This is a genomic window from Pandoraea sp. CB10b_02, from assembly GCF_002216225.1.
In the GTDB taxonomy this organism is placed as follows: Bacteria; Pseudomonadota; Gammaproteobacteria; order Burkholderiales; family Burkholderiaceae; genus Pandoraea; species Pandoraea nosoerga.
The window spans coordinates 1-21249 of record NZ_NJGW02000037.1; the positions used below are offsets into that span (position 1 = coordinate 1).

18 protein-coding genes are annotated in these 21249 nt (G+C 67.4%); 8 read left to right on the forward strand and 10 right to left on the reverse strand.

Features of this window, described 5'->3' with window-relative positions:
- Positions 1–170: 170 nt before the first annotated feature.
- From CDN36_RS21875 to CDN36_RS21895, 5 genes are all read left to right on the forward strand, one after another.
- Positions 171–809, forward strand: a complete 639-nt coding sequence (locus CDN36_RS21875; protein WP_287497898.1) for a paraquat-inducible protein A — start codon at positions 171–173, stop codon at positions 807–809.
- A complete protein-coding gene (locus CDN36_RS21880; RefSeq protein WP_150554878.1) occupies positions 806–1450 on the forward strand; it encodes a paraquat-inducible protein A in 645 nt (214 codons plus the stop codon). Before CDN36_RS21875 ends, CDN36_RS21880 begins: the two co-directional genes overlap by 4 nt.
- Entirely contained in the window at positions 1443–3107 is a 1665-nt protein-coding gene (locus CDN36_RS21885; RefSeq protein ID WP_150554877.1) for a PqiB family protein, read from the forward strand. Before CDN36_RS21880 ends, CDN36_RS21885 begins: the two co-directional genes overlap by 8 nt.
- A gap of 14 nt (positions 3108–3121) precedes the next feature.
- A complete protein-coding gene (locus tag CDN36_RS21890; protein ID WP_287497899.1) occupies positions 3122–3820 on the forward strand; it encodes a PqiC family protein in 699 nt (232 codons plus the stop codon).
- A gap of 547 nt (positions 3821–4367) precedes the next feature.
- Positions 4368–6206, forward strand: coding sequence for an ATP-binding response regulator (locus CDN36_RS21895; RefSeq protein ID WP_287497900.1), 1839 nt, complete (start codon positions 4368–4370; stop codon positions 6204–6206).
- Positions 6207–6241: 35 nt separating this feature from the next.
- Here the strand turns inward: CDN36_RS21895 and CDN36_RS21900 are convergent, their stop codons facing one another.
- Positions 6242–6937, reverse strand: coding sequence for a response regulator transcription factor (locus CDN36_RS21900; protein ID WP_287497901.1), 696 nt, complete (start codon positions 6935–6937; stop codon positions 6242–6244).
- 345 nt (positions 6938–7282) lie between these two features.
- Here CDN36_RS21900 and CDN36_RS21905 point away from each other — a divergent pair, with 345 nt between their 5' ends.
- Entirely contained in the window at positions 7283–8545 is a 1263-nt protein-coding gene (locus CDN36_RS21905; protein ID WP_287497902.1) for an ABC transporter substrate-binding protein, read from the forward strand.
- 9 nt (positions 8546–8554) lie between these two features.
- On the opposite strand, the gene mdtD is transcribed toward CDN36_RS21905, so the two are convergent.
- The 5 genes from mdtD to CDN36_RS21930 form a co-directional block, all read right to left on the reverse strand.
- Positions 8555–10054, reverse strand: coding sequence for a multidrug transporter subunit MdtD (mdtD, locus tag CDN36_RS21910; RefSeq protein WP_287497909.1), 1500 nt, complete (start codon positions 10052–10054; stop codon positions 8555–8557).
- Positions 10055–10120: 66 nt separating this feature from the next.
- The gene (locus tag CDN36_RS21915) at positions 10121–10750 is read right to left on the reverse strand and encodes a FlxA-like family protein (protein ID WP_287497903.1); all 630 of its coding nucleotides are present in this window, start codon (positions 10748–10750) and stop codon (positions 10121–10123) included.
- Between the two features lie 274 nt (positions 10751–11024).
- Positions 11025–12890: a glycoside hydrolase family 15 protein gene (locus CDN36_RS21920; RefSeq protein ID WP_150554870.1), complete on the reverse strand. Its 1866-nt coding sequence runs from the start codon at positions 12888–12890 to the stop codon at positions 11025–11027.
- A gap of 307 nt (positions 12891–13197) precedes the next feature.
- Complete coding sequence (locus CDN36_RS21925) at positions 13198–14442, reverse strand: CaiB/BaiF CoA transferase family protein (RefSeq protein WP_287497904.1); 1245 nt, start codon at positions 14440–14442, stop codon at positions 13198–13200.
- Position 14443: 1 nt separating this feature from the next.
- Positions 14444–15223, reverse strand: coding sequence for an enoyl-CoA hydratase-related protein (locus CDN36_RS21930; RefSeq protein WP_150554868.1), 780 nt, complete (start codon positions 15221–15223; stop codon positions 14444–14446).
- Positions 15224–15444: 221 nt separating this feature from the next.
- Here CDN36_RS21930 and CDN36_RS21935 point away from each other — a divergent pair, with 221 nt between their 5' ends.
- Positions 15445–16119 (forward strand): GntR family transcriptional regulator, encoded by a 675-nt coding sequence (locus CDN36_RS21935; protein WP_287497905.1) that lies wholly within the window; start codon positions 15445–15447, stop codon positions 16117–16119.
- A 120-nt stretch (positions 16120–16239) separates the two neighbouring features.
- Here CDN36_RS21935 and CDN36_RS21940 read toward each other — a convergent pair whose 3' ends face one another.
- Positions 16240–16923, reverse strand: a complete 684-nt coding sequence (locus CDN36_RS21940; RefSeq protein WP_241013805.1) for a GntR family transcriptional regulator — start codon at positions 16921–16923, stop codon at positions 16240–16242.
- A 351-nt stretch (positions 16924–17274) separates the two neighbouring features.
- Between CDN36_RS21940 and CDN36_RS21945 the strand changes: the two genes are divergently transcribed.
- Positions 17275–18033, forward strand: a complete 759-nt coding sequence (locus CDN36_RS21945) for a 2-keto-4-pentenoate hydratase (RefSeq protein WP_287497906.1) — start codon at positions 17275–17277, stop codon at positions 18031–18033.
- Positions 18034–18123: 90 nt separating this feature from the next.
- Here the strand turns inward: CDN36_RS21945 and CDN36_RS21950 are convergent, their stop codons facing one another.
- The 3 genes from CDN36_RS21950 to CDN36_RS21960 all read right to left on the reverse strand — a co-directional run.
- A complete protein-coding gene (locus CDN36_RS21950; RefSeq protein WP_287497907.1) occupies positions 18124–19398 on the reverse strand; it encodes an MFS transporter in 1275 nt (424 codons plus the stop codon).
- A 575-nt stretch (positions 19399–19973) separates the two neighbouring features.
- Positions 19974–20924 (reverse strand): LysR family transcriptional regulator, encoded by a 951-nt coding sequence (locus CDN36_RS21955; RefSeq protein WP_150554863.1) that lies wholly within the window; start codon positions 20922–20924, stop codon positions 19974–19976.
- A gap of 97 nt (positions 20925–21021) precedes the next feature.
- Positions 21022–21249, reverse strand: a 228-nt coding sequence (locus CDN36_RS21960; RefSeq protein ID WP_287497908.1) for an NAD(P)(+) transhydrogenase (Re/Si-specific) subunit beta, incomplete at its 5' end; no start/stop codon positions are given.

Consider the following 21249-nt stretch of genomic DNA (forward strand, 5'->3'; position numbering starts at 1 on the left):
GTGCAACGCCAGCCCGAACGAATTCGCAAGTATTTCGAGCACGGCCCTGTTCGCTATGCAGCTTGATACAAGTTCACAGGGGCCGGATCAATAAGCTGATGATTTGGTATTCTGAGCGTCACTTGGTCAGCGCCTCCCTGGTAATGGACACATTGCCCCCAGAAGACGACGTGGCGAACCTGATTGCCTGCCCGAACTGCGACACGCTGCATCGTCGCCGCGAGCTGCCGCCGCATGAAACCGCCCGATGCGTGCGCTGCCACTCGGTGCTCTACCGCCCACCGGACCTGCGTCTGTCGCGCGTGCTTGCGCTCACCGTGACCTGCCTGATCGTGTTTGCCATCGCGAACGCTTTCCCGATCGTGGAAATCGAGGTGCAGGGCATCTACACCGAGACCACGCTCGTGGGCGCGGCGTGGGCGCTGTATCGCGAAGGCATGTGGCTCGTCGCGCTGCTGGTCTTCGCCACCACGGTACTGTTTCCCCTGTCCCAACTGCTCGCGCTCGTTCACCTGATCGGCCCGCTCTCCCTTGGCCGTCGCCCCTATGGTGTTTTCGCGGTCATGCGCGCCATCGAGCTCTGCCGCCCTTGGGGCATGATCGAAGTGTTCATGCTCGGCGTGCTTGTTTCGCTGGTCAAGCTATCGGCCATGGCAAGCGTGCTGCCCGGCGTCGCCCTGTGGGCGTTCGGTGCGCTGACCGTCCTGCTTGCCATGGTCCTCTCCTACGATCTGCGCAACCTGTGGCTCGTGATCGACCGCACGCCGGCGCAGGGCGTGTCGCCTGCCTCCCGAACGGCCTCCCGATGAAATACCTCTCCGCCAAGGACGCCGGCCTCGTCGCCTGCACGGTGTGCGGGCGGCTCGCGCGCGCAGTGCGCACGGTGGAGAAGGCGCGCTGCCCGCGGTGCGGCACGGTCCTGCATCAGCGCAAGGTCGACAGCCTCGCGCGCACCTGGGCCTTGCTCATCGCCGCGGCGATCCTGTACATTCCCGCCAACGTATTGCCCATGATGCAGACCCGTTCCCTGCTCGGCAATTCCAGCGACACGATCATGAGCGGCGTGATCTACTTCTGGACCAGCGGCGAATACGATCTTGCCATCGTGGTCTTCACGGCGAGCATTCTCGTCCCGATGCTCAAGCTCATCGCGCTGTCGCTGCTGTGCGTCACCGCACAGCGTGGCGTGCGCTGGAAGCCGCATCAGCGCACCCGGCTGTATCACATGGTCGAGTTCATCGGCCGCTGGTCGATGCTCGACGTCTTCGTTGTCGCGCTGATGGTAGCGCTCGTGAACATTCAGTCGCTGGCCGTGATTCAGGCCGGCCCCGGCATCGTGGCGTTCGGCTCGGTGGTCGTGCTCACGATGCTTGCCTCGATGCAGTTCGACCCTCGGCTGATCTGGGATCAGATCCGCGACGACGACACCGAACAGGACGACCATGACTGATCCGAACGACAAGCAAGAGCCCAAGGCCACGCCCCCGCTCAGCCCCGACGAGCTGCCCACGCCCGCCATCGAGCCCCGCAAGCGCTGGGCGCCCTCGCTGGTCTGGCTGATCCCGCTGGTGGCCGCCGTCATCGGGCTGTCGCTCGTGGCCAAGGCGCTCATCGAGCGCGGGCCGAGCATCGTCATCGACTTCAAGACCGCCGAAGGGCTCGAGGCCGGCAAGACGAAGGTCAAGTACAAGGAAGTCGACATCGGCACGGTCAAGAGCATCGAGCTCTCCGACGACCTCTCGCACGTTCGGGTGAGCGTCGATCTCACGAAGAACGCCAAGAAGTTCGCGGTGAAGGGCTCGCGCTGGTGGGTGGTGCGCCCGCGCGTGGCCGGCGGCAGCGTGTCGGGCCTGTCGACGCTGCTCTCGGGCGCGTACATCGGCGCCGACGCCGGCAAGTCGACGGAATCGTCCAACCATTTCCAGGGACTCGAAGTGCCGCCGGTGGTCTCCAGCGGTCAGCCGGGCAAACCGTTCGTGCTGCATGCGACCGACATCGGCTCGCTCGACATCGGCTCGCCCGTCTACTACCGGCGCATTCAGGTCGGTCAGGTCGAAGCGTTCTCGCTCGATCCCGACGGCAAGGGCGTGACGCTGCGGGTGTTCGTGCAAGCGCCGTATGACCAGTACGTGGGCAGCAACACCCGTTTCTGGCATGCGAGCGGCATCGATTTACGGCTCGACTCGAGCGGCTTCCAGGTCAATACGCAGTCGCTCGCCTCGGTGGTGATCGGCGGCATCGCCTTCCAGGCGCCCAACGACGCCGGCGCCGGCGTAATGGCCAAGGCCGGACAGGAGTTCCGCCTCGCGCCGGACGAAGCCTCCGCGATGAAGTCGCCGGACACGCACCCGGTGACCGTCGTGTTCCGCTTCCAGCAATCGCTGCGCGGCCTGGTCGTGGGCGCACCGGTGGATTTCCGGGGCATCACGCTCGGCGAGGTGACGTCGATCGGCGTGGAGTTCGACCGGGCGACCAAGCAGATCAACATGCCGGTCACGGTGCAGCTCTATCCGGACCGCCTGCGCCGGCGCGACCCGAAGAGCGACGTTCCGTCCAACAGGGCCGTGAGTCGTCAGATTCTGGATGCGCTCGTCGCCAACGGGCTGCGCGGCCAGTTGCGCACCGGCAACCTGCTGACCGGACAGTTGTACGTTGCGCTCGACTTCTTCCCGAACGCCAAGCCTGCGAAGGCCGAGGAAGTCGACAGCGTGGTGTACCTGCCGACCGTGCCCAATACGCTCGACCAGTTGCAGTTGCAGATCGCCGACATCGCGACCAAGCTCGACAAGATTCCGTTCGACAGCATCGGGCAGAACCTCGACGCGTCGCTGCGCAAGCTCGACAAGACGCTCGAGAGCGCGCAGGGCCTGTTCCGTCAGCTCGACGCGGAAATTGCGCCGGAAGCGAAGGCCACGCTGGGCGAGGCGAAAAAGAGCTTCGGCGCCGCCGAGCGCACGCTCTCCGAAGACGCGCCGGTGCAGCAGGACGTCCGCCAGGCGATGCAGGAGCTGACCAGGACCCTGCGCTCGCTCAACACGCTCGCCGAATACCTGCAGATGCATCCCGAGGCGCTATTGCGCGGCAAACCGAAGGATCCGCAACCATGACGAGACCGACTGCCATGACTCGCCGTTCGCGCCCCGGCGCCCTGCACACCGCGCTTGCGGCACTCGCTGCGGCCGCACTCGCCGGCTGCGCCTCGCCGCCGTCGCGCTTCTACACGCTGAGCGACGCGCTGGCTTCCTCTTCCGCCTCGTCCGCGTCATCGCCGCAAGCCCCCATGGCCGCGGCTACCGCAGCGACCACGGCGTCCCCAGCGATCCCAGCCGGCGCCCCCGCCGCCCCGTATGCGCTGGAGGTCTCGCCCGTCAGCGTGCCGGAGCAGGTCGATCGGCCGCAGATCGTGGTCACACGGGGCGGCGGGCGTGTCGACATTCTGGAGGAATCGCGCTGGGCCGCGCCGCTCAAGACGGAGCTGACGTCGGCCATCTCGCGGGATCTGACGCAGCGTCTCGGCGCCATGGATGTGTACGGCCTGCCGCGCGCGGATGGCCTCGCGGTGTATCGCGTCGCGACGTCGGTGCAGCGCTTCGAATCCGTGCCAGGCGAGCAGGCCGCGCTCACGGCCGTCTGGTCGGTGCGCCGCGTGCCGGGCGACTTGGTGCTCACCTGCCGCTTCAACGCGACGGAGCCGGCCGCGGGCGACATCGACGGCGTCGTGGCCGCACAACGCCGGCTCGTCGAGCGCCTGGCGCAGGGCATCGGCGACGCCATCGCCGTCAGCGCCCAGGGTGCGGCAACGCCACGCTGCCAGAACTGAATCGCGGCAGCCGGCGTGCCCGATGCGGCGCCGCGACGCACGCCGGCGCCCTCAAGAACCGCCGGCCCTGCCCCCCGACAGGACCGGCCCGTTCCCGGCGGGTCGCAGGCCATCTTCGCCGGAAGACCCGCCCCCCGCGCTCCTCACGCTCACATCGATAACGCACGCCGCCCACGGGCTCGGGGCATGCGTCGACCGTCCCTTGCGAGTGTGTGGAGCCATGACAACGATAGCGTCTCGAAGGCCCCCGCGCATTGGACTAAAGTCCCATGCACGGCGGTTTTTTCTGTGGGAGACTCGGGGCCATCACGCATTCGCCCGACTGCCCGGCATTCGGCCCGCATTCGGCCCGCTCACGCCCTCACTCCGCTGCCTCGTGACGCCACACGTCCCTGACGCTCCCGGTCCCGCCGAGACACCTGACAGGCGGGACACGCCCGCCGCGCCGTCGTCTTCTTCATCCTCGCCTTCGTCCCCACCGCGCGCGGCGACGCCGCGGCAAGACCGCCGGGCGGCTGCCAGCGCGACGCACGCACGCGACATTTATGTGGCGCGGCTCGCCGCCCTGCGCGCCAACCTGCCGGTCTCCCTGGCAGGCTCCTTCCTCACTGTCTGGCTCATCGTCGCGGTACTGCGGGAGGTGTTCCCCCTTCGCGACCTGCTCGTCTGGGGTGGCGCTCAGGCCCTGCTCACGCTTTGCCGGGCGGCGTCGCTCCTCACGTATCCGGGCCCCGCCCGGCAACGCGCCAGGCCGGCGGCATCGGAGCGAGAACGCTTGCGCGACACCGATATCGAAGCCCTGCGCCGTTGGGACCGGCGAACGCGCGTCGGCGCGTTCGCTGCCGGCCTGCTCTGGGGCATCCCGTATGCGTTCTGGCTCTGGCACGCCCCGGCGGCGCAGCAGATGTTCATGATCGTTGGCCTGCTCACGCTGGGCACCGGCGCGATCTACGCGTATTGCATCCATCCGCCGGTGCTGTGGGCGTTCGAAGTCCCGTACTACGCACCGAGCTTCATCGCGCTCGCCTCGCTCGGCGGCACCATCCCGACCACGCTCGCCGCGGCCGGTGTCGTGTACCTGGCGGTGACGCTCGCGTTCGCCCACCGCATGTACCGCACGCAGATCGATTCGCTGGCCATGCGGTTCGAGAACGACGAGCTGATGGCGAGACTCGCCGTGGAGCGCGACACGGCCGAGCGCAGCAACGTGGCGAAATCGCGCTTTCTCGCCGCCGCCAGCCACGACCTGCGTCAGCCCGTGCATGCGCTGAGCCTGTATGTCGGCGTACTGCGCGAGCAACAGCTCAACGCACGCAGCCGTCAGCTCGTCGAGCACATCGGCCGTGCCACCGCGGCAATGGGGCAGTTGTTCGACGGGCTGCTCAACATCTCCCGTCTGGACGCCGGCGTGATCCAGCCCAAGCCTCGCGCACTGCGCCTGGCGCCGCTCATCGATCAGTTGCAGCTCGAATACGCACCGCAGGCGGCCGCCAAGGGCCTGATTCTGCGAGTTCACGGCATGCGCGCTTCGCCCGAGCGCAGCGACGCGATCACGGTGTACTCCGATCCGGTGCTGCTCGAGCGCATCCTGCGCAACCTGATCGACAACGCCATCCGGCACACCGACCGGGGCGGCATATTGATTGGCTGGCGCCGCCGTGGGCGCTCGGTGCGCATCGAAGTGTGGGACACTGGCGTGGGCATCGCGGACGGTGATCTCGACAAGATCTTCCTGGAATTCCATCAGGTCGGAAATCCGGAACGCGACCGCTCGAAGGGGCTCGGCCTCGGGCTTGCCATCGTGCGTCGCACGGCCGACCTGCTCGGCCATTCGCTCACGCTGCGCTCCGCGCCCGGACGCGGCAGCGTGTTCGCATTGACGGTCCCCATCGCCGAGGAGGCGACGGCGCGCGTTTCGGCGGCGCCTGCCCATACCGCATCGCCTTGCGTATGTTCCGGCGGCGCCAATGCCGCCTCGGCGTCGCTCGTTTGCGTGATCGAAGACGACGCCGAGAACCTCAACGGCCTTCGTCTATTGCTCGACGCGTGGGGCTATCGCACCGTGGGAGGCGGCAGCGGCGACGAGATCGTGCTCGCGGCCGTGGCGGCCGGGGTCAAGCCGGCGCTGATTCTGAGCGACTTTCGGCTGCGCGAGCACGAGACGGGCATCGACGCCATCGACCGCATCCACGAGGAATTCGCCGACGACTCGATCCCGGCCGTGCTGATCAGCGGGGACACCGATCCGCAGCGCATCGTCGAAGCGTCTGCACGCGCATGGCCGTTGCTGCACAAGCCTGTCGACGCGCTGCTGCTAAGACGCACGATCGAGCGGGCACTGGCCGGGCCGGCCGGCGGCACGAGCGACGCGGCCGGTATCGATTGAGGGCGGCCCGCCGTTGCATGGCAGCCGATTGCGCGTCAGGCCGGCTTGCCGAGCAGTCCGCCGCGCCGCGCGAGCGCGGCTGCCTGCGTGCGGTTGAGCGCACCAAGCGCGGCGAGCACGGCCGACACGTGAGCCTTGACGGTTTTCTCCGTCATGCCGAGTCGGGCGGCGATTTCGCTATTGCGCAGGCCCTCGCAGACGAGCATGAGCACCTCGCGCTGACGCGGCGTGAGCGCGGCGAGACGTTGCGAGAGGGAAATGTCGCCGCCCGGAAGACCGGACGAGTCACCGATACGCGCCGCGCCGATCCCGCCGCCGGCGTCGGTGTCGCCGTCGCCGTCGCCATAGCGCCCGCCGCGCAGCACCGTCTGCAAGGCATGGAGCAGCGTGCGGCTGTCCGCCGACTTGTGAACGAAGCCATGTGCGCCGGCGGCGAGCGCCGACCGAACGTCCGCCGGGTCCTCCGACGCGGAAATCACGAGCAGCCGCAGATCCGGGCGCACGGCGCGCAGCCGGCCAAGCAGCGCCGCTCCCGCCAGATCGGGCAAATAGAAATCCGCCATCACCGCCCGCACGTCGGGACGCCCGGCCAACGCCGCGATCGCCGCCTCGCCGCCGGCGAACGCCTCGAACTCCAGCTCCGGCGCGGCCGCGCGCAAGGCGAGCAGCAAGCCCTCTCGGAACATCGCATGGTCGTCGATGAGGAAAACGGTCGGCACAGGCAGCGGCACGCGCGTAACGAACGCGCGATGCGGTGGTGAATCGGTGCGGGCGATTATGTCGTATTGCTGATCGAAAGTCGCGTACTAAAAATTCCTCGACCGACCTTCCCACCAGACGAAAATTGCTCCCCGGGCCGCTGCGCACGCACGCTTTGCGCGCCTACCGCGTCTCGCGCGAACGCGAAAGGGCAGGAAAATCCCGATGCCGCCTCGCGACATTACGAATTGCGCAATCGATTACGGGATGTTTAAGATGTTCGGGACCCGGGGGAGTGTGCCGGCCGCGCGGATGCCGCTGCCGGGCCACTTCCAGTCGCTTCCGGTCGCCATAATTCGAAACACAGGAGACAACTCATGCCCAGCTTCAGCGCACACCTGCGCCGCACGATTGCCGTCGCCGCTTCGGCCTTTGCCCTGGCCACGCTCGGCCCCGCCCTGCCCGCCGCCCATGCCGCGCCAGGAGCGGACATCTCCGACGGCGTGGTGAAGATCGGCGTGCTGACCGACCTGTCCGGCGTCTCCAGCGACAATGCCGGCAAAGGCAGCGTGCTCGCCGCCAACATGGCCATCGACGATTTTTCGCGCGAGCGCAAGGTGCTGGGCGCATCCATCGAGCTGGTTTCCGCCGACTCGCAGGGCAAGACCGACACGGGTGCCACCATCGCGCGCGAGTGGTACGACCGCGGCAAGGTCGACATGATCACGGACCTCACGTTCTCGAACGTGGCGCTCGCCGTCGATCGCATCGCCGACGAAAAGAAGAAGATCGCGCTCGTGACCGGCGCCGGCTCGTCGGCCATCAGCAACGAGCAGTGCACGGCGCACAGCGTGCAATGGATGTACGACACCTACGCGCTGGCGAACTCGACCTCGCAGGCGCTGCTGCGCCGCGGCCTGAAGTCGTGGTACTTCATCACCGCCGACTATGCGTTCGGTCAGGCGCTGGAGAAGGACGCGAGCGAAATCCTCACGCGTCAGGGCGGCAAGGTGCTGGGCTCGGTCAAGCATCCGGTGAACTCGCCCGACCTGTCGTCCTATCTGCTGCGGGCACAAACCTCCGGCGCACAGGTCATCGCACTGGCGAACTCGGGCACCGACACCCTCAACACGGTCAAACAGGCCTCGCAGTTCAACATCATCCAGGGCGGCAAGCAGGTCTTCACGCCGCTGCTCTCGCTCATCACCGAAGTGCACGGCATGGGCCTGAAAAACGCCCAGGGCATGGTGCTGACCAACGGCTTCTACTGGGACCAGGACGATCGTTCGCGCGCCTTCGCGCAGCGCTTTTACGCGCAGCACAAGAAAATGCCGACGATGATGCAGGCCGCCGTGTACTCGGCGGTGCTCAACTACCTGAAGGCGATCCAGGCGGCCGGCACCGACGAGGCCGACGCCGTGATGGCCAAGCTCAAGTCGATGAAGATCGACGATCCGGTCATTCGCAACGGCCAGATCCGCGCCGACGGCAAGCTCGTGCACGACATGCTGCTCGTGCAGGTCAAGACGCCGGCCGAGTCGAAGTCGGAGTGGGATCTGTACAAGATCCTCGAGACGATTCCGGCCGACAAGGCGTTCGCCCCGCTGGCCGAGTCGAAGTGCGCGCTGGTGAAGAAGTAAATCTGGCGCTCACGGCTTGAGGTCGGTGGCGGAGGCGCCCGACGCCCCGCCACTGCGCCGCGCCGCCGCCGCATCCTCCACGCGCCGGAACACCAGCGCCGAAGCCAGCGTGATCAGCCCGACGCACACGAACGTCAACCGGAAACCGGCGACGGCGCCGCTCGCGCCCGCCTCGCCGGCCCGCCCCGCCAGATGACCGAACAGGGCAAGCAATTGCCCGCCGATCGTCACCCCGAGCCCCAGCGCCAGCATCTGCGCCATCGAGAAAAGACCATTGCCGGCGCTCGCGCGGCGCGCGCCGAGATCCTTCAGGGTGACACTGTTCATCGCCGCGAACTGCATCGAGTTCGCGCCGCCGAAGACGGCCAGTTGCACGAGCCCCAGCCACACCGGCCAGCCGGGGCCGAACAGCGCGAAGCTCGCGATCGAGGCGCCGACCACCACCGTATTCACGATCAGGAAACGCGTGTAGCCGTAGCGCTGCACGAGCGGCGTGACCATGCGCTTGACCACCACGCCGGACAGCGCCACGGGCAGCATCATCAGCCCCGAGGCGAGGGGGCTGTAGCCCATGGCCACCTGCAGCAGCAGCGGCAACAGGAACGGCACGGCGCTGCTGCCGATGCGCGCGACCAGATTACCCAGCAGGCCGAGGCTGAAGCTGCGCGTCTCGAAGAGTTCCAGCGGAAACAGCGGCGCCGCGCAGCGGCGCGCATAAGGCCAGTAGCCGAGCGTCGTCGCCACGCACAGCAGTGCCAGCCCGACAGACACGTCCCAACCCGTGTCGGAGAACGGATGGTCGAGCGCGAGCGTGAACGACACCATCGCGGCCGAGAGCAGGGCGAAGCCAGGCCAGTCGAAACCGGTGTGGGTGAGTTCGTCCTTGGCCGGGCGCGGCAGATAGCGCCGCACGGCGAGACTGCCGACGACGCCGATCGGCACGTTGATGAGGAAGATCCAGTGCCACGACGCGACCTGCACGAGCCAGCCGCCGAGCACCGGGCCGATCATCGGGCCGACCTGTCCGGCAATCGACACGAAGGCGAGCGCCGCCAGATAGCGCTCGGCGGGAAACGTGCGCAGCACCGCGAGGCGGCCGACGGGCAGGAGCATGGAGCCACCCGCGCCCTGCAGCACGCGCGCGAGCACCAGCTGCGCCAGCGTATGCGCCATCGCACAGCAGATCGAGCCGAGCACGAAGAGCAGGATCGCGACGAAATACACGCGCCGCGTGCCGAACCGGTCGGCAAGCCACCCCGAGGCCGGCGTGAGCATGGCCATGGTCAGCGAATACGCGACGACGACAGGCTGCATGCGCAACGGGTTCTCGCCGAGGCTCGCGGCCATGGCCGGCAGTGCCGTGTTGACGATGGTGGTGTCGAGCGCCTGCATGAAAAAACCCGCCGCAACGATCCATAGCAGAGCGGTGAGTGTCGTGTCTTGCTTCATGCGGCGCGAGGATGAGGCGGCGGAACGTCGTCGCCTCCGAGAAGAATTAAGCGAAAGCAGAATTCTAGCGCGCTTCGCCGGAGTCGGCGCAGGTCGATGCAGGCGGTCCGGCCGGTAAAACGCGGCTCAGGCCGTGGTGTCGACGCGCGCGCCCTTCGTTTTGGTCGGATCCATCAGCGCCTGAATCTGGGCCTGTATCGTCATGGCCTGGGCAGAGAGCACGGTGGTCTGCTGCAGCTTCTCGTCCGGCGGCATGGTGTCGTTGCTGCGCACCGCTTCGAGCTGCGCCATGACCTTGGCGAGCATCTGCTTGAGCTTCTCGATCGTCTGGCTGACGATCGGGCTGAGCCCGCCGCTGTCCGAGGTCCCGCCTGCCCCGCCAGCGCCGCCCTCTGCTCCGGCAATCGATTGCCCGACGCGCCTGGCGGTTTCGTTTGCCTCGCGCAGACTGTTGACGCGATCGGTATCGACGACGGCCGCGCCATTGCCGACATTGCTGCCATCGGCGGACGCGGCGCCGGCCGCGCCCGCCTTGCCGGCGGCCGCGCTCGAGGCGCTCGAGGCGCTCGAGGCACTCGAAGCGCTCGAAGCTGTCTGAGCGGCCGAAGCGCCGGGAGCCTCCCCGGCCGCCGTGGCGTGTCGCGCGCCGGCGGCGGACGATGGCGCCCGCTCGGCCTGCTGTTGTTGGATGTGGGCCTGCCAGACGTCGAGCAGACGCGACGTGGCACTCCCCCTGATCGGAATGATGGTCGTCATGGACAGGGGCGCCGGGGGCATGCCCCGGCACGTAAGGGGCTGAAAGATGCAAGGAACTGAAAGATACTACGGCATCCTTCACGTTTTCTTTAGCAGCCCTGCGAGATTGACTCCGCGGGCGCCCGCCTCGGCGCGAAGCCCGGCCCGCCGGTACGCCGGTACGCCGGTACGCCGATAAGCCGATAAGCCGATAAGCCGACGTCGATACGCCGATAAGTCGCCACGCCGCCACGCCGGGCGTTGAAGGCGCCTTCCCGGGCCGATCGCTCCGGCCTCAGGCCCGGATCGCCCGATAGCTCACGTGCTCCAGGCTCGGGTCGTCGACGGCGTCGTCGGCCTCACCGTCGGCGCGATCGTCGTTGGCGAGGGCGTCGAGCCGGATGGCCGCGTGCACGAGCGCGATGTGCGAGAACGCCTGGGGAAAATTGCCGACCTGACGCGAGTGATGCGTGTCGTACTCCTCGGCGAGCAGGCCCACGTCGTTGCGCAGCGCCAGCAGGCGCTCGAACAGCGCCCGGGCGTCGCGCTGGCGACCAATCATGACCAGGCAGTCGACCATCCAGAAGCTGCACGCGAGAAACGCGCCCTCGCCCGCCGGCAGCCCGTCGTCCACACGACTCGTGCGATAGCGCTGCACGAGACCGTCATGCATGAGCTCGCGCTCGACGGCCTCCACGGTGCCGATCACGCGCGGATCCTCGGGCGGCAGGAAGCCGACGAGCGGAATCATGAGCGCGCTCGCATCCATCTCCGACGAACCGTAAGCCTGCATGAACGCATTGCGCTCAGGGTCGTAGCCATGCGCACAGACGTCCGCGTGGATCTCCTTGCACAGCTGCCGCCAGTGCGCGAGCGGCCCCGGCAGGCCGAAACGCTCGGCCGTCTTGATCGCGCGGTCGAACGCGACCCACGCCATCACTTTCGAATACGTGAAGTGCTGACGCCCGCCGCGCACTTCCCATATGCCCTCGTCGGGCTGACGCCAGACGGTCTCGAGGTGCGCCACGAGCTTCGTCTGCACTTCCCATGTGGCGTCATCGGGCGGCAGACCACCCAGGCGCGCCTGATGCAGCGCGTCCATGACTTCGCCGTAAACGTCGAGCTGCAACTGCCCGACCGCACCGTTGCCCACGCGCACCGGTCGGGCTCCCTCGTATCCGGGCAACCAGCCGACTTCCCACTCGGGAAGACGCCGCTCGCCGGCCAGACCGTACATGATCTGCACCTGCGACGGCGCACCCGCCACCGCGCGCACGAGCCATTGCGTCCAGTCGCTCGCCTCGGTGTAGTAGCCGCCGAGCATGAGCGCCTGCAAGGTGAGCGTGGCATCGCGCAGCCAGCAATATCGATAATCCCAGTTGCGCTCGCCGCCGAGCTGTTCCGGCAGCGAGGTGGTGGGTGCTGCGACCACGCCGCCCGTCGGCACGAACGTGAGCGCCTTGAGCACGATGAGCGAGCGCCGGATGGCCTCGGCCCAGCGGCCGTTGAGCTGGCAGCGGCTCGCCCAGGTGCGCCAGTAGCGCTCGGTGTCGGTCAGCGCGGCGTGAGGGTCGATCTCGCGCGGGTCCGCATGATGCGACGGCACGCGCGAGAGCACGAACGGCACGGTGTCGCCGGCGCCCACCTCGAAGCGCGCGCGCAGGCTGCCCGGCACGTCCTGGATGGGCACGGGCGTGCGCACCACGACCTTGTCCGGGCCGGCGATGAGGCGCATGCCGGGGCCGGTGGCGTCGTCCTCGGCAAGGGCGCGCGCCCACGGCACCGACGCCCCGTAGTCGAAGCGCAGAATCAGCTCCATCGACATCGTGACCTTGCCGTGGATGCCCTTGACGAGCCGCACCAGCTCGGCCGCACCGTCGCGCAGCGGCATGAAGTCGATCACCGCGACACAGCCTTCCACGGTTTCGAAACGCGTCTCCAGAATGAGGGTGTCGTCGTGGTAGCGCCGGCTGACGGTGGCGTTCGGATCGTCGGGCGCGATTTTCCAGCGGCCGTGCTCCGGGCCGCCGAGCAAGGCGGCGAAGCAGGCGGGGGAGTCGAAATACGGCCAGCAGAGCCAGTCGATGGAGCCGTCGCGCGCGACCAGCGCGGCGCTGCGGCAGTCGCCGATCATTGCGTAATCTTCAATTCGTGCCGGCATGCTCACCTCGCGAAACGGAGAGGAACGACGCGTCGCGCCCGCCGGCACGACACGCGATCGCGTGAAGCCCTATGGTACGCGCGTCGTCCGCACGCGGCCATGGGGCCGGCGCTGAAGTGAGACATCTGCCGCGGCATCTGCGAATGGTCATGCTTTCCCTCCTTGCGACGTGATGACCGGGGCGGCGTCGCCGATGGCCGGCCGCGCCCGCTCAAACAGCGACCGGCCACCGCCAAGGAAGTTCGCGCGAGTTTTATCGTTGGGCGGCAACTCGCGGTGAAACCGCGTTATCGCCGCCGCCCGTACATCAATCGTTCGCCGGCGCCTCCTCCAGCACGTGTACCGCTCCTTGATCGATCAGTTCGCGAATGTGGCGCGCATCGAAACCGTACTCCCGCAGCACCTCGCTGGTGTGCTCGCCCAAGCGGGGCGCGGGGCCGCCGATGCATTTCGGCGTCTCGGAGAAACGGATCGGCAGGCCGATGCTGCGCGTGGGCCCATCGAGCGGATGATTGGTTTGCACGACCATCTCGCGCGCGACGATCTGCGGGTGCGAAACCGCCTCGGAGATCGACAGCACCGGGCCGACCGGCAAGCCCACGGCGTCGAGGCGCTCGACCCAGTTCTGCGTGGTGTCGCGCACGAGGTAGGCCGTGAGCCGCTCGACGAGCTCGGCGCGGTGCGCGGTGCGTCCGGCATTGGTGGCGAAGCGCTCGTCGCCGGCAATCTCCGGGGCATCGAGCACCTGCAGCAGCCGTTCGTAGTTCGCCTGATTGGCCGCGCCGATGTTGATCCAGCCGTCCTTCGTGCGAAACGCCTGATAGGGCGTGCTGGTGGGATTCGCGGAACCGAGCTTCGGCGGATTCTCCCCGCTGGCGAAGAAATTGGCCGCCGCCCAGTACATCTGCTGGAAGCCGGCCTCGAGCAGCGACGTGTCGACGATCTGCCCCTGCCCCGTGCGCAGACGATGCGCATACGCGGCCGAAATGCCGAGCGCGGCCAGAATGCCCGCGTTGATGTCGGCGATCGGCGAGCCGGCCTTGATCGGGGCCTGGCCCGGCTCGCCGGTCACGCTCATCAGGCCCGAGAGGCCCTGCGCGATCAGATCGAAACCGCCCTTGTCGGCATAGGGCCCGGTGCGGCCGTAGCCGGAGATCGCGCAATAGATCAGCCCGGGGTTGGTCTCGCGCAGCGTCTCGTAGCCGAGCCCGAGCTTCTCCATCGTGCCCTTGCGATAGTTTTCGGTGACGACGTCCGCACTCGCGAGCATCTTGCGCAGCACCGCCTTGCCGCCATCGGTCTTCAGGTTCAGCGCAATGCCGCGCTTGTTGCGATTGAGCATCATGAACGACGCCGACTCGCCGTGCGCGAGGATCGGCGCAAAGCGACGCGCGTCGTCGCCTTCCATCTTCTCGACCTTGATGACGTCCGCGCCCATGTCCGCGAGCATCATGCCGCACACCGGTCCCGACATGATGTGCGAGAGCTCGATCACCTTCACGCCCTGGAGCGGGCCGCTCGCGCGCGTAGCCTTGCCGTGGCTCGTGCTCATGTCAGCGCCCCTCGAATACCGGCGTCGTCTTCGCGAGGAAGGCGCGATAGCCGGTCTGAAAGTCGGCCGTGCCGAAGCACGCGAAGCCTTCGTCGATCTGCTCGGCGGTGAGCGGCCGGCCGCTTGCCAGCTCGCGCACGAAGCGCTTGTGCCAGCGCGCGACGAGCGGCGCGCCGGCGGCGATGCGCTGAGCGCTTTGCATCGCCTCGCGCGTCACGTCGGCGTCGGCCACCACGCGCGTGACGAGTCCGATGCGCAGCGCCTCCTGCGCGTCGAAGATCCGTCCTTCGAGCAGGATCTCCAGCGCTCGCGACGGCCCCAGCAGGCGCACCAGCCCGGACAGTTCGGCATGCGCCATCACGAGGCCGAGCTTGTTGATGGGCGCGCCGAAGCGGCTCGACTCGCCGCACACGCGCACGTCGCACGCTGAGGCGATCTCCATGCCGCCGCCCACGCAGATGCCGTGAATCATCGCGACGAGCGGTACCGGACAGTTCGCGAGCGCGTCGAGCGTGCGATGCATGAGCGCGCCGTAGGCGCGCGCCTGCGCGACATTGGCACGATCGGTCTCGAACTCGGCGATGTCGTTGCCCGGGGCAAACGACTTTTCACCGGCGCCGCGCAGCACGATGCAGCGCACCTCGGGCGTCTCGGACAACGCCAGGATCGTGTCGCCCAGCGCCTGCCACATCGGCTTGGTGAGCGCGTTGAGCTTCTCGGGACGGTTGAGCGTGACCAGCGCAATCGCGCCGTCTCGCTCGGTCAGAACGGTCGATGTCACATTGCCTCCTTCAAACGCCAGCGCACCCGATGTGGGCTGGACTCGATTTTTTGGTATACCAATTTTTCGTAAACGATAGTTTTCCGAGCCCCTCGGGCGCAAGCAGAATTCGTATAAATTCGTAAAAATCAGGGTTAACGTTGAATCCGCCGCCGCTATCGATTGACGTTTTCGACAATCATCTCCAAAATTGGCATCCCAATTGCGAACATTCTTTCCTCATGACCACGCCGGCCTCGCTGAACGCCTCCGCCTACGAAGCTCTCAAGGCGCGCATCGTGCGCGGCGATCTGCGGCCTGGTGCGCCGCTGTCCGAGCGCGCGCTGTGCGACGAGTTGTCGGTCTCGCGCACGCCGTTGCGCGAGGCGCTCAAACGGCTGGCCAACGAAGGGCTGGTGGAGATCTCGCAGACGCGACGCGCGCGCGTGGCGCGCGTGAGTGTGGACGAGGTGGTGAACCTGCTGGCCGTGATGGCCGTGCTCGAGGGGCTGTCGGGCGAGCAGGCCTGCGAAAAGGCGTCAGACGCCGATCTGGACGAGTTGGCGAAGCTGCAGGCGGAAATGGAAGCCGCGTACTCGCGCACCGATCACGCCGCGTATTTCGCGCTGAACCAACAGATTCACCTGTGCATTCTGCGCATGGCCGACAACGGCCCGCTCGCGGAATATTTCCACAATCTCAATGCCCGCCTGCGCTACGTTCGCGAACGACTGACGCCCACGCCGGAGCGCTGGCGGCAAGCGGTCGACGAACATGCCGAAATGCTTGCGCTACTGCGCCGGCGCGATGGCAAACGCCTGCGCACGTTGATGGAAGCGCACCTGCGCAGCAAGACCGACGCCTATGTGGCGGCCATGCTCAACGAGGGGCTGGTGAGCATGCATCGTGCGGCGTGAGGCACGAGGCCGGAAGATGGCCGGAAGATGGCCGGAAGATGGCCGGCCGATGGCAGGAGCGTGCGCGGCACCGTGCAGGGCGGCCGGCGCTGAAGCTTCGCCATGTACGGTCATGTACCGTCATGCAGCCGCGCGCACGTTGGCCAGCACCGTGGCGCACTTGGCCATCAGGTGCCCGCGCAGCAGACGCGAGAGCGCACCGCCGTCACGCTGACGCAGCGCACGCAGCATGGCAACGTGCTCTTCGATTGCCTGCTCCCATTTGCCTGCGTGCAAGTTGGAGCGAAAGCGCAGCGCCTGAAGTCGCCGATTGACGGACTGGTACATCTGCGTGAGCGCGGGGTTGCGCGCCGCGGCGTTGATGCGATCGTGAATGCGTTGATTGCAGTCGAAATAGCCGGACAGGTCCCCATTGGCATGGCAGGCGTCCATGGCCGAATGCAGCGCCTGGATCTCGTCGATTTCCGCCTGCGTGATGCGCTCGCACGCGAGTTCGCCGGCGAGCGCCTCGAGACCGCTGAGCAGCTCGAACGCATCGGCGATATCGCGCGCCGACAGCGTGACAACGCGCGCGCCGCGGTTCGGCAGCAGTTCGATCAACTGCTCCACCGCGAGCATCTTGAGCGCTTCGCGAAGCGGCGTGCGAGAAACGCCGAGTTGTTCGCACAGCGCCCGTTCGTTCAGATGCTCGCCCGGCGGCAGGATACCTTCGGCGATCATCCTGCGCAGGCGGTCCATGACCGCGTGATGCAGCGCCTGACGGCTGATGGGTTGCGCCGCGCCGCCATCCGGCGGCGGATGCATGGCGTGTTCTCTTACGGCGTTCAGGGTCACGGAGTGCATAGGCTCGGCAAGGGTGTTCGCTCGAAGAAGGGAAACATCGACTGCAGGCACCGCACTTTCATGGGCATCCATCGATCCGCGTCGCGCCCGACCGTCGCCATGCCGCACGAAATATTACGAAATATTACGTATTCCGATTCTCGCAGATCAATGTCCTTTTGACTACGTTCGGTGTGGTTTTCACTGAGTAGACGGCACGTTCGCTGCAGTGCGCAACGAAGATCGGATTTTGTATACGATGTGGCTGCATCGCGGCCGCCCGAGGCCGCCGCCACGCCGATGTTCCTTCCCCGTTTTCCGGAGACACCCCTTATGTCCGAGACCCAAGCCGCCATCGAATCGCTGGCGCAGTTGCTGGCCGATACGCGCCGCGGCGACACGCCGATCGACGCCCCCGCACAGGCACTGCTTCCCGTGGACGCCGATGCCGCCTACGCCGTGCAACTGCGCACGCTCGATCTGCTCGGCGAGACAATCGCGGCGTGGAAAGTGGGCGCGAAGCACCCGACCGATCTGCCGAACTGCGCGCCGATCCCGGCCTCGGCGGTGAGCAACGCCGGCGGTGCGCTCGCCCTGCGCGCGTTTTTCCGCCCGGGCCTCGAACTGGAAATCGCCTTTCGCCTGTCGCGCGACATCAAGCCGGGCCGCTACGACGAGCGCGAAGCATTCATGTTCGTTGGCGAGACCCTCGTCACCATCGAGATTACCGACAGCCGGTTCGCGTCGACCGATCTCGACAAGCGCTTCGCCCTGGCCGATCTGCAGAACAACGGCGCGCTGGTGCTCGGCAGTGGTCGCGACTACGATGCGTCGCTCGATTACCTCACGCCGAAGGTCGCGTTCTCGCTCGACGGCCACGACATCACGCCGGCGCGCACCGGCAACCCGGCGGGTGATCCGCGCGCGCTGCTCACATGGCTCGTCAATCACAACGGCAAGCGCGGCATCACGATGCGCGCGGGCGCCATCGTCACGTGCGGTTCCTACGTCGGCATGATTCCGGCCACGGCAAGGGGTGTGCTGCGCGGCACCATCGACGGCATTGGTGAGGCGTCGGTCACGCTCACGTGAGGCGCCCGGACGCCCCGAGCAGGCATCCTCTTCCCGTCGCCCGCCCGCTCGGGCGATTGCCCGCGCCTTCGCCTTGCCGCGTCGCGGCACTCAGCGCTGCGGCGTGCGCCCGTCCGCGCCTGCGAGCATCCTCGGCGCGAGCAGCGCGATGGGCACGATGCACAGCAGTCCTGCACCGAGCGCCACGGGCAGACTGATGCCATGCGCGATGGCGCCGATCACCACAGGGCCGACGAGCAATCCGAGATACGCCAGGCGCGCCATGACCGCGATGGCTTCGGCGCTGGCCATGCCCGCGCCGCGCGCCACTTCGCCCGATGCGGCAAACATCACCGGCATGACGTTCGACAGGCCAAGCCCGGCGAGCGCGAAGCCCGCGACGGCGGCCGCCGGGGCGCGCCACAGCAGCGCGAGCAGCACCCCGCCCACACACAGCAGGCTGCTCAGGCGCAACAGACGCGCGCCGCCCATGCGCGCACGCACGGGATCGCCGCCGAAGCGTCCGCCGGCCATGCCGAGCGAGAACGCGGCGTAGCCCGCGCCGATCCACGCGCCTTGCGCGGCCACCACCTCGCGCATGTACACAGCCGTCCAGTCGTACATCGCCCCTTCGACCACGAGCCCGAGGAATGCGAGAACGCCGAAGCCCGTCAGGCGGCGATGCAGCCTGCGCCGCCCGGCTTCGTCCAATGCCCGCGCAGACGCTTTGCTCGCCGGGGTTTGCGGCGCACTGACCGCCGGCTCATCGGCGCCGGCGCCCGCCGTCACCGGCGCTTCGCCCGGCAGCATGTCCGGCTGCATGAAACGCGCCCCGATGACGATGACCATCGCGCAGCCAAGCGCGGCCAGACCGACGTGCCACTGCGGCGAACCGTGATGCGCGAGCCACGCGCCGCCCACCAGCGCCCCGGCCATGCCGCCAAGGCTGAAGCAACCGTGCAGCGAGGCCATGATCGGCCGGCGATAGCGCGCCTCGAGCGTGGCGGCCTGTGCATTGACGGCCACGTCGTAGGTGGCGTTTGCGGCGCCGTACAGCGCCAGCCAGCCCACCAGCGCCCAGTAGTTCGGCATCGAGAGAATGAACGCGCTCGTGATTGCCAGCGCGATGCCCGATTGCAGGCTCGCACGCTGGCTGCCGGCGCGGCCCACCCAGCGCGCCATGCGCGACATCGTGACGATGGCGCCGCCCGCGATGGCGAACATGGCCACCGAAAGATTGGCATCGTTCAGATCGAACATTGCCTTGACCGTCGGCACGTGCACGCCCCAGGTGGCATACAGAAAGCCGCTGCAGAACAGCAAGGCCATGGTCGCCGCGCGCGCGGGCCAAAAGCCGCTGCGAGGCTTCACAGGTTGAGAAGTCATGGATTTCGAAACAGATGAGGACGATGACGCAGCGCAGGCGTGCGCGTCGTCGTTGGGGGGAGACCATCGACGGATTGCCGGCGCGGGGCGCCATCCGCGAATAGACAGATTCTAGCGCAGCCGGCGTGTCGTTGCAGGCAACGACCGGCGCAATGCGGGCCCGGCGCGCGTCAACGCGGCATTGAAAAAAGCCGGCCGCCAGCCAGGGGTAACCGGCGCGGCACCGCCTGGCCACCGCAGCCCCCCGGGGCGAGAGTGGCCAGAGAATCGGAAGAGAGTCGGAGGAGAGTCGGAGGAGAGTCGGAAGAGAGTCGAAAGGGAGCGATCCCGACGGCGTCGTGCCGGCATCAGGCGCGCCAAAGTTATCCACCGTTTTTGTTCACAACGCTGTGGACAACGAATTGAGCAATTTCGCCAAGCGATTGATCGATATGGCGTTTTTGGCGAAAGGCGTCAGTCGCGCGCCGCCGCGGGCAGTCGCCGCGCAACGCTCGCCGACTTATCCACAGATTTTGTGTTCAAGTCTGTGGATAAGCCTTTGAGGATGCTGCCAAGCCCTTGATTCGAATGCGGATTCAGCTAACGGAAACCGTTGTGGCAGCCATCAGGCGTTCGGCGTCCAGCGCGAAGCCCTTGTTGCGCTCGCGCACCACGCGGTGAATCAGCTCCCAGACAGTATGCGCAACGGGCGAGAGCGAACGGTTCTTGCGGCGCACGAGCACGATGGTGCGCTCGAACGCGGGCAGCAGCGGCCGCACGGCGAGCGTGGAATTTTCCGGCAGCGGCAAGGCAAGCGGCGGGAGCACGCTCACGCCCAGTCCTTCCTGCACCATGCGGAAGATCGTGCTCACGTGGCCCAGCTCCTGGGTGATGTTGCCCTGCACTCGCTGCGTGGTAAGCGCACGATCGATCAACGGGCGGCTGCCCGAACTCTGGTTGAGCAGCACGAGGTTCTCGCCGGACAGCTCGGACCAATGCACCGCGCCCTGCGAGGCCAGCGGGTGGTCGCTGCGACACACGAGGCAGAAGGGCTCGCTCATGAGTGTCTCGGTCGTGAGGTCGTCGGCCCCCTGCGGGGCGACCACGATGCCGAAGTCCACGTCGCCCGCGCGAACGCTGTCGAGCACCGCCCGCTGCATCTGGTCCACGAGCGCGAGCGCAATGTCCGGATAAGTGGCATGCGAGGCGAGCAGCACGCGCGGCATGAGCGTGGCCGAGATGGTCGGCGCCGCGCCGATGCGCACGCGCCCGGTCGTGCGCGCTTCGGCCCCATGCGTCTGGAGCAGCGCGATCTCGAGCTCGTCGAGCACGCGATCGAGGTTGCCCGCGAGCGTGACGCCGGCATCCGTGAGCGCGACTTCGCGCGTGGTGCGATCGACCAGACGCAGCCCCAGCTGGCCTTCCAGTTCGTTGATGCAGCGGCTGATGGCCGGTTGTGTCAGGCCGATTTCGGCGCCCGCGCGGCTGAAGTTCTTGCTGCGCGCCACGACCATGAAGACCTTGAGTTGTCTCAGCGATACGTTCATGTGCTTAGTGCCCTGCAGAAGTGAGCGAACGAGCCGCCGGAACCGCTCGGCTGGCCCTGGTGCGCCGCTCCCGGCGGCGCACCGCGTGACACACCGGTCAGGCCGCGGCCTTGACCATCTCCTCGACGACCTTCTTCGCGTCGCCGAAGACCATCATCGTCTTGTCGAGATAGAAGAGTTCGTTGTCCAGACCGGCGTAGCCGGCCGCCATCGAGCGCTTGTTGACGATGATCGTCTTGGCCTTGTAAGCCTCGAGAATCGGCATGCCGGCAATCGGCGACTGCGGGTCGTTCTTCGCCGCGGGGTTGACCACGTCGTTGGCGCC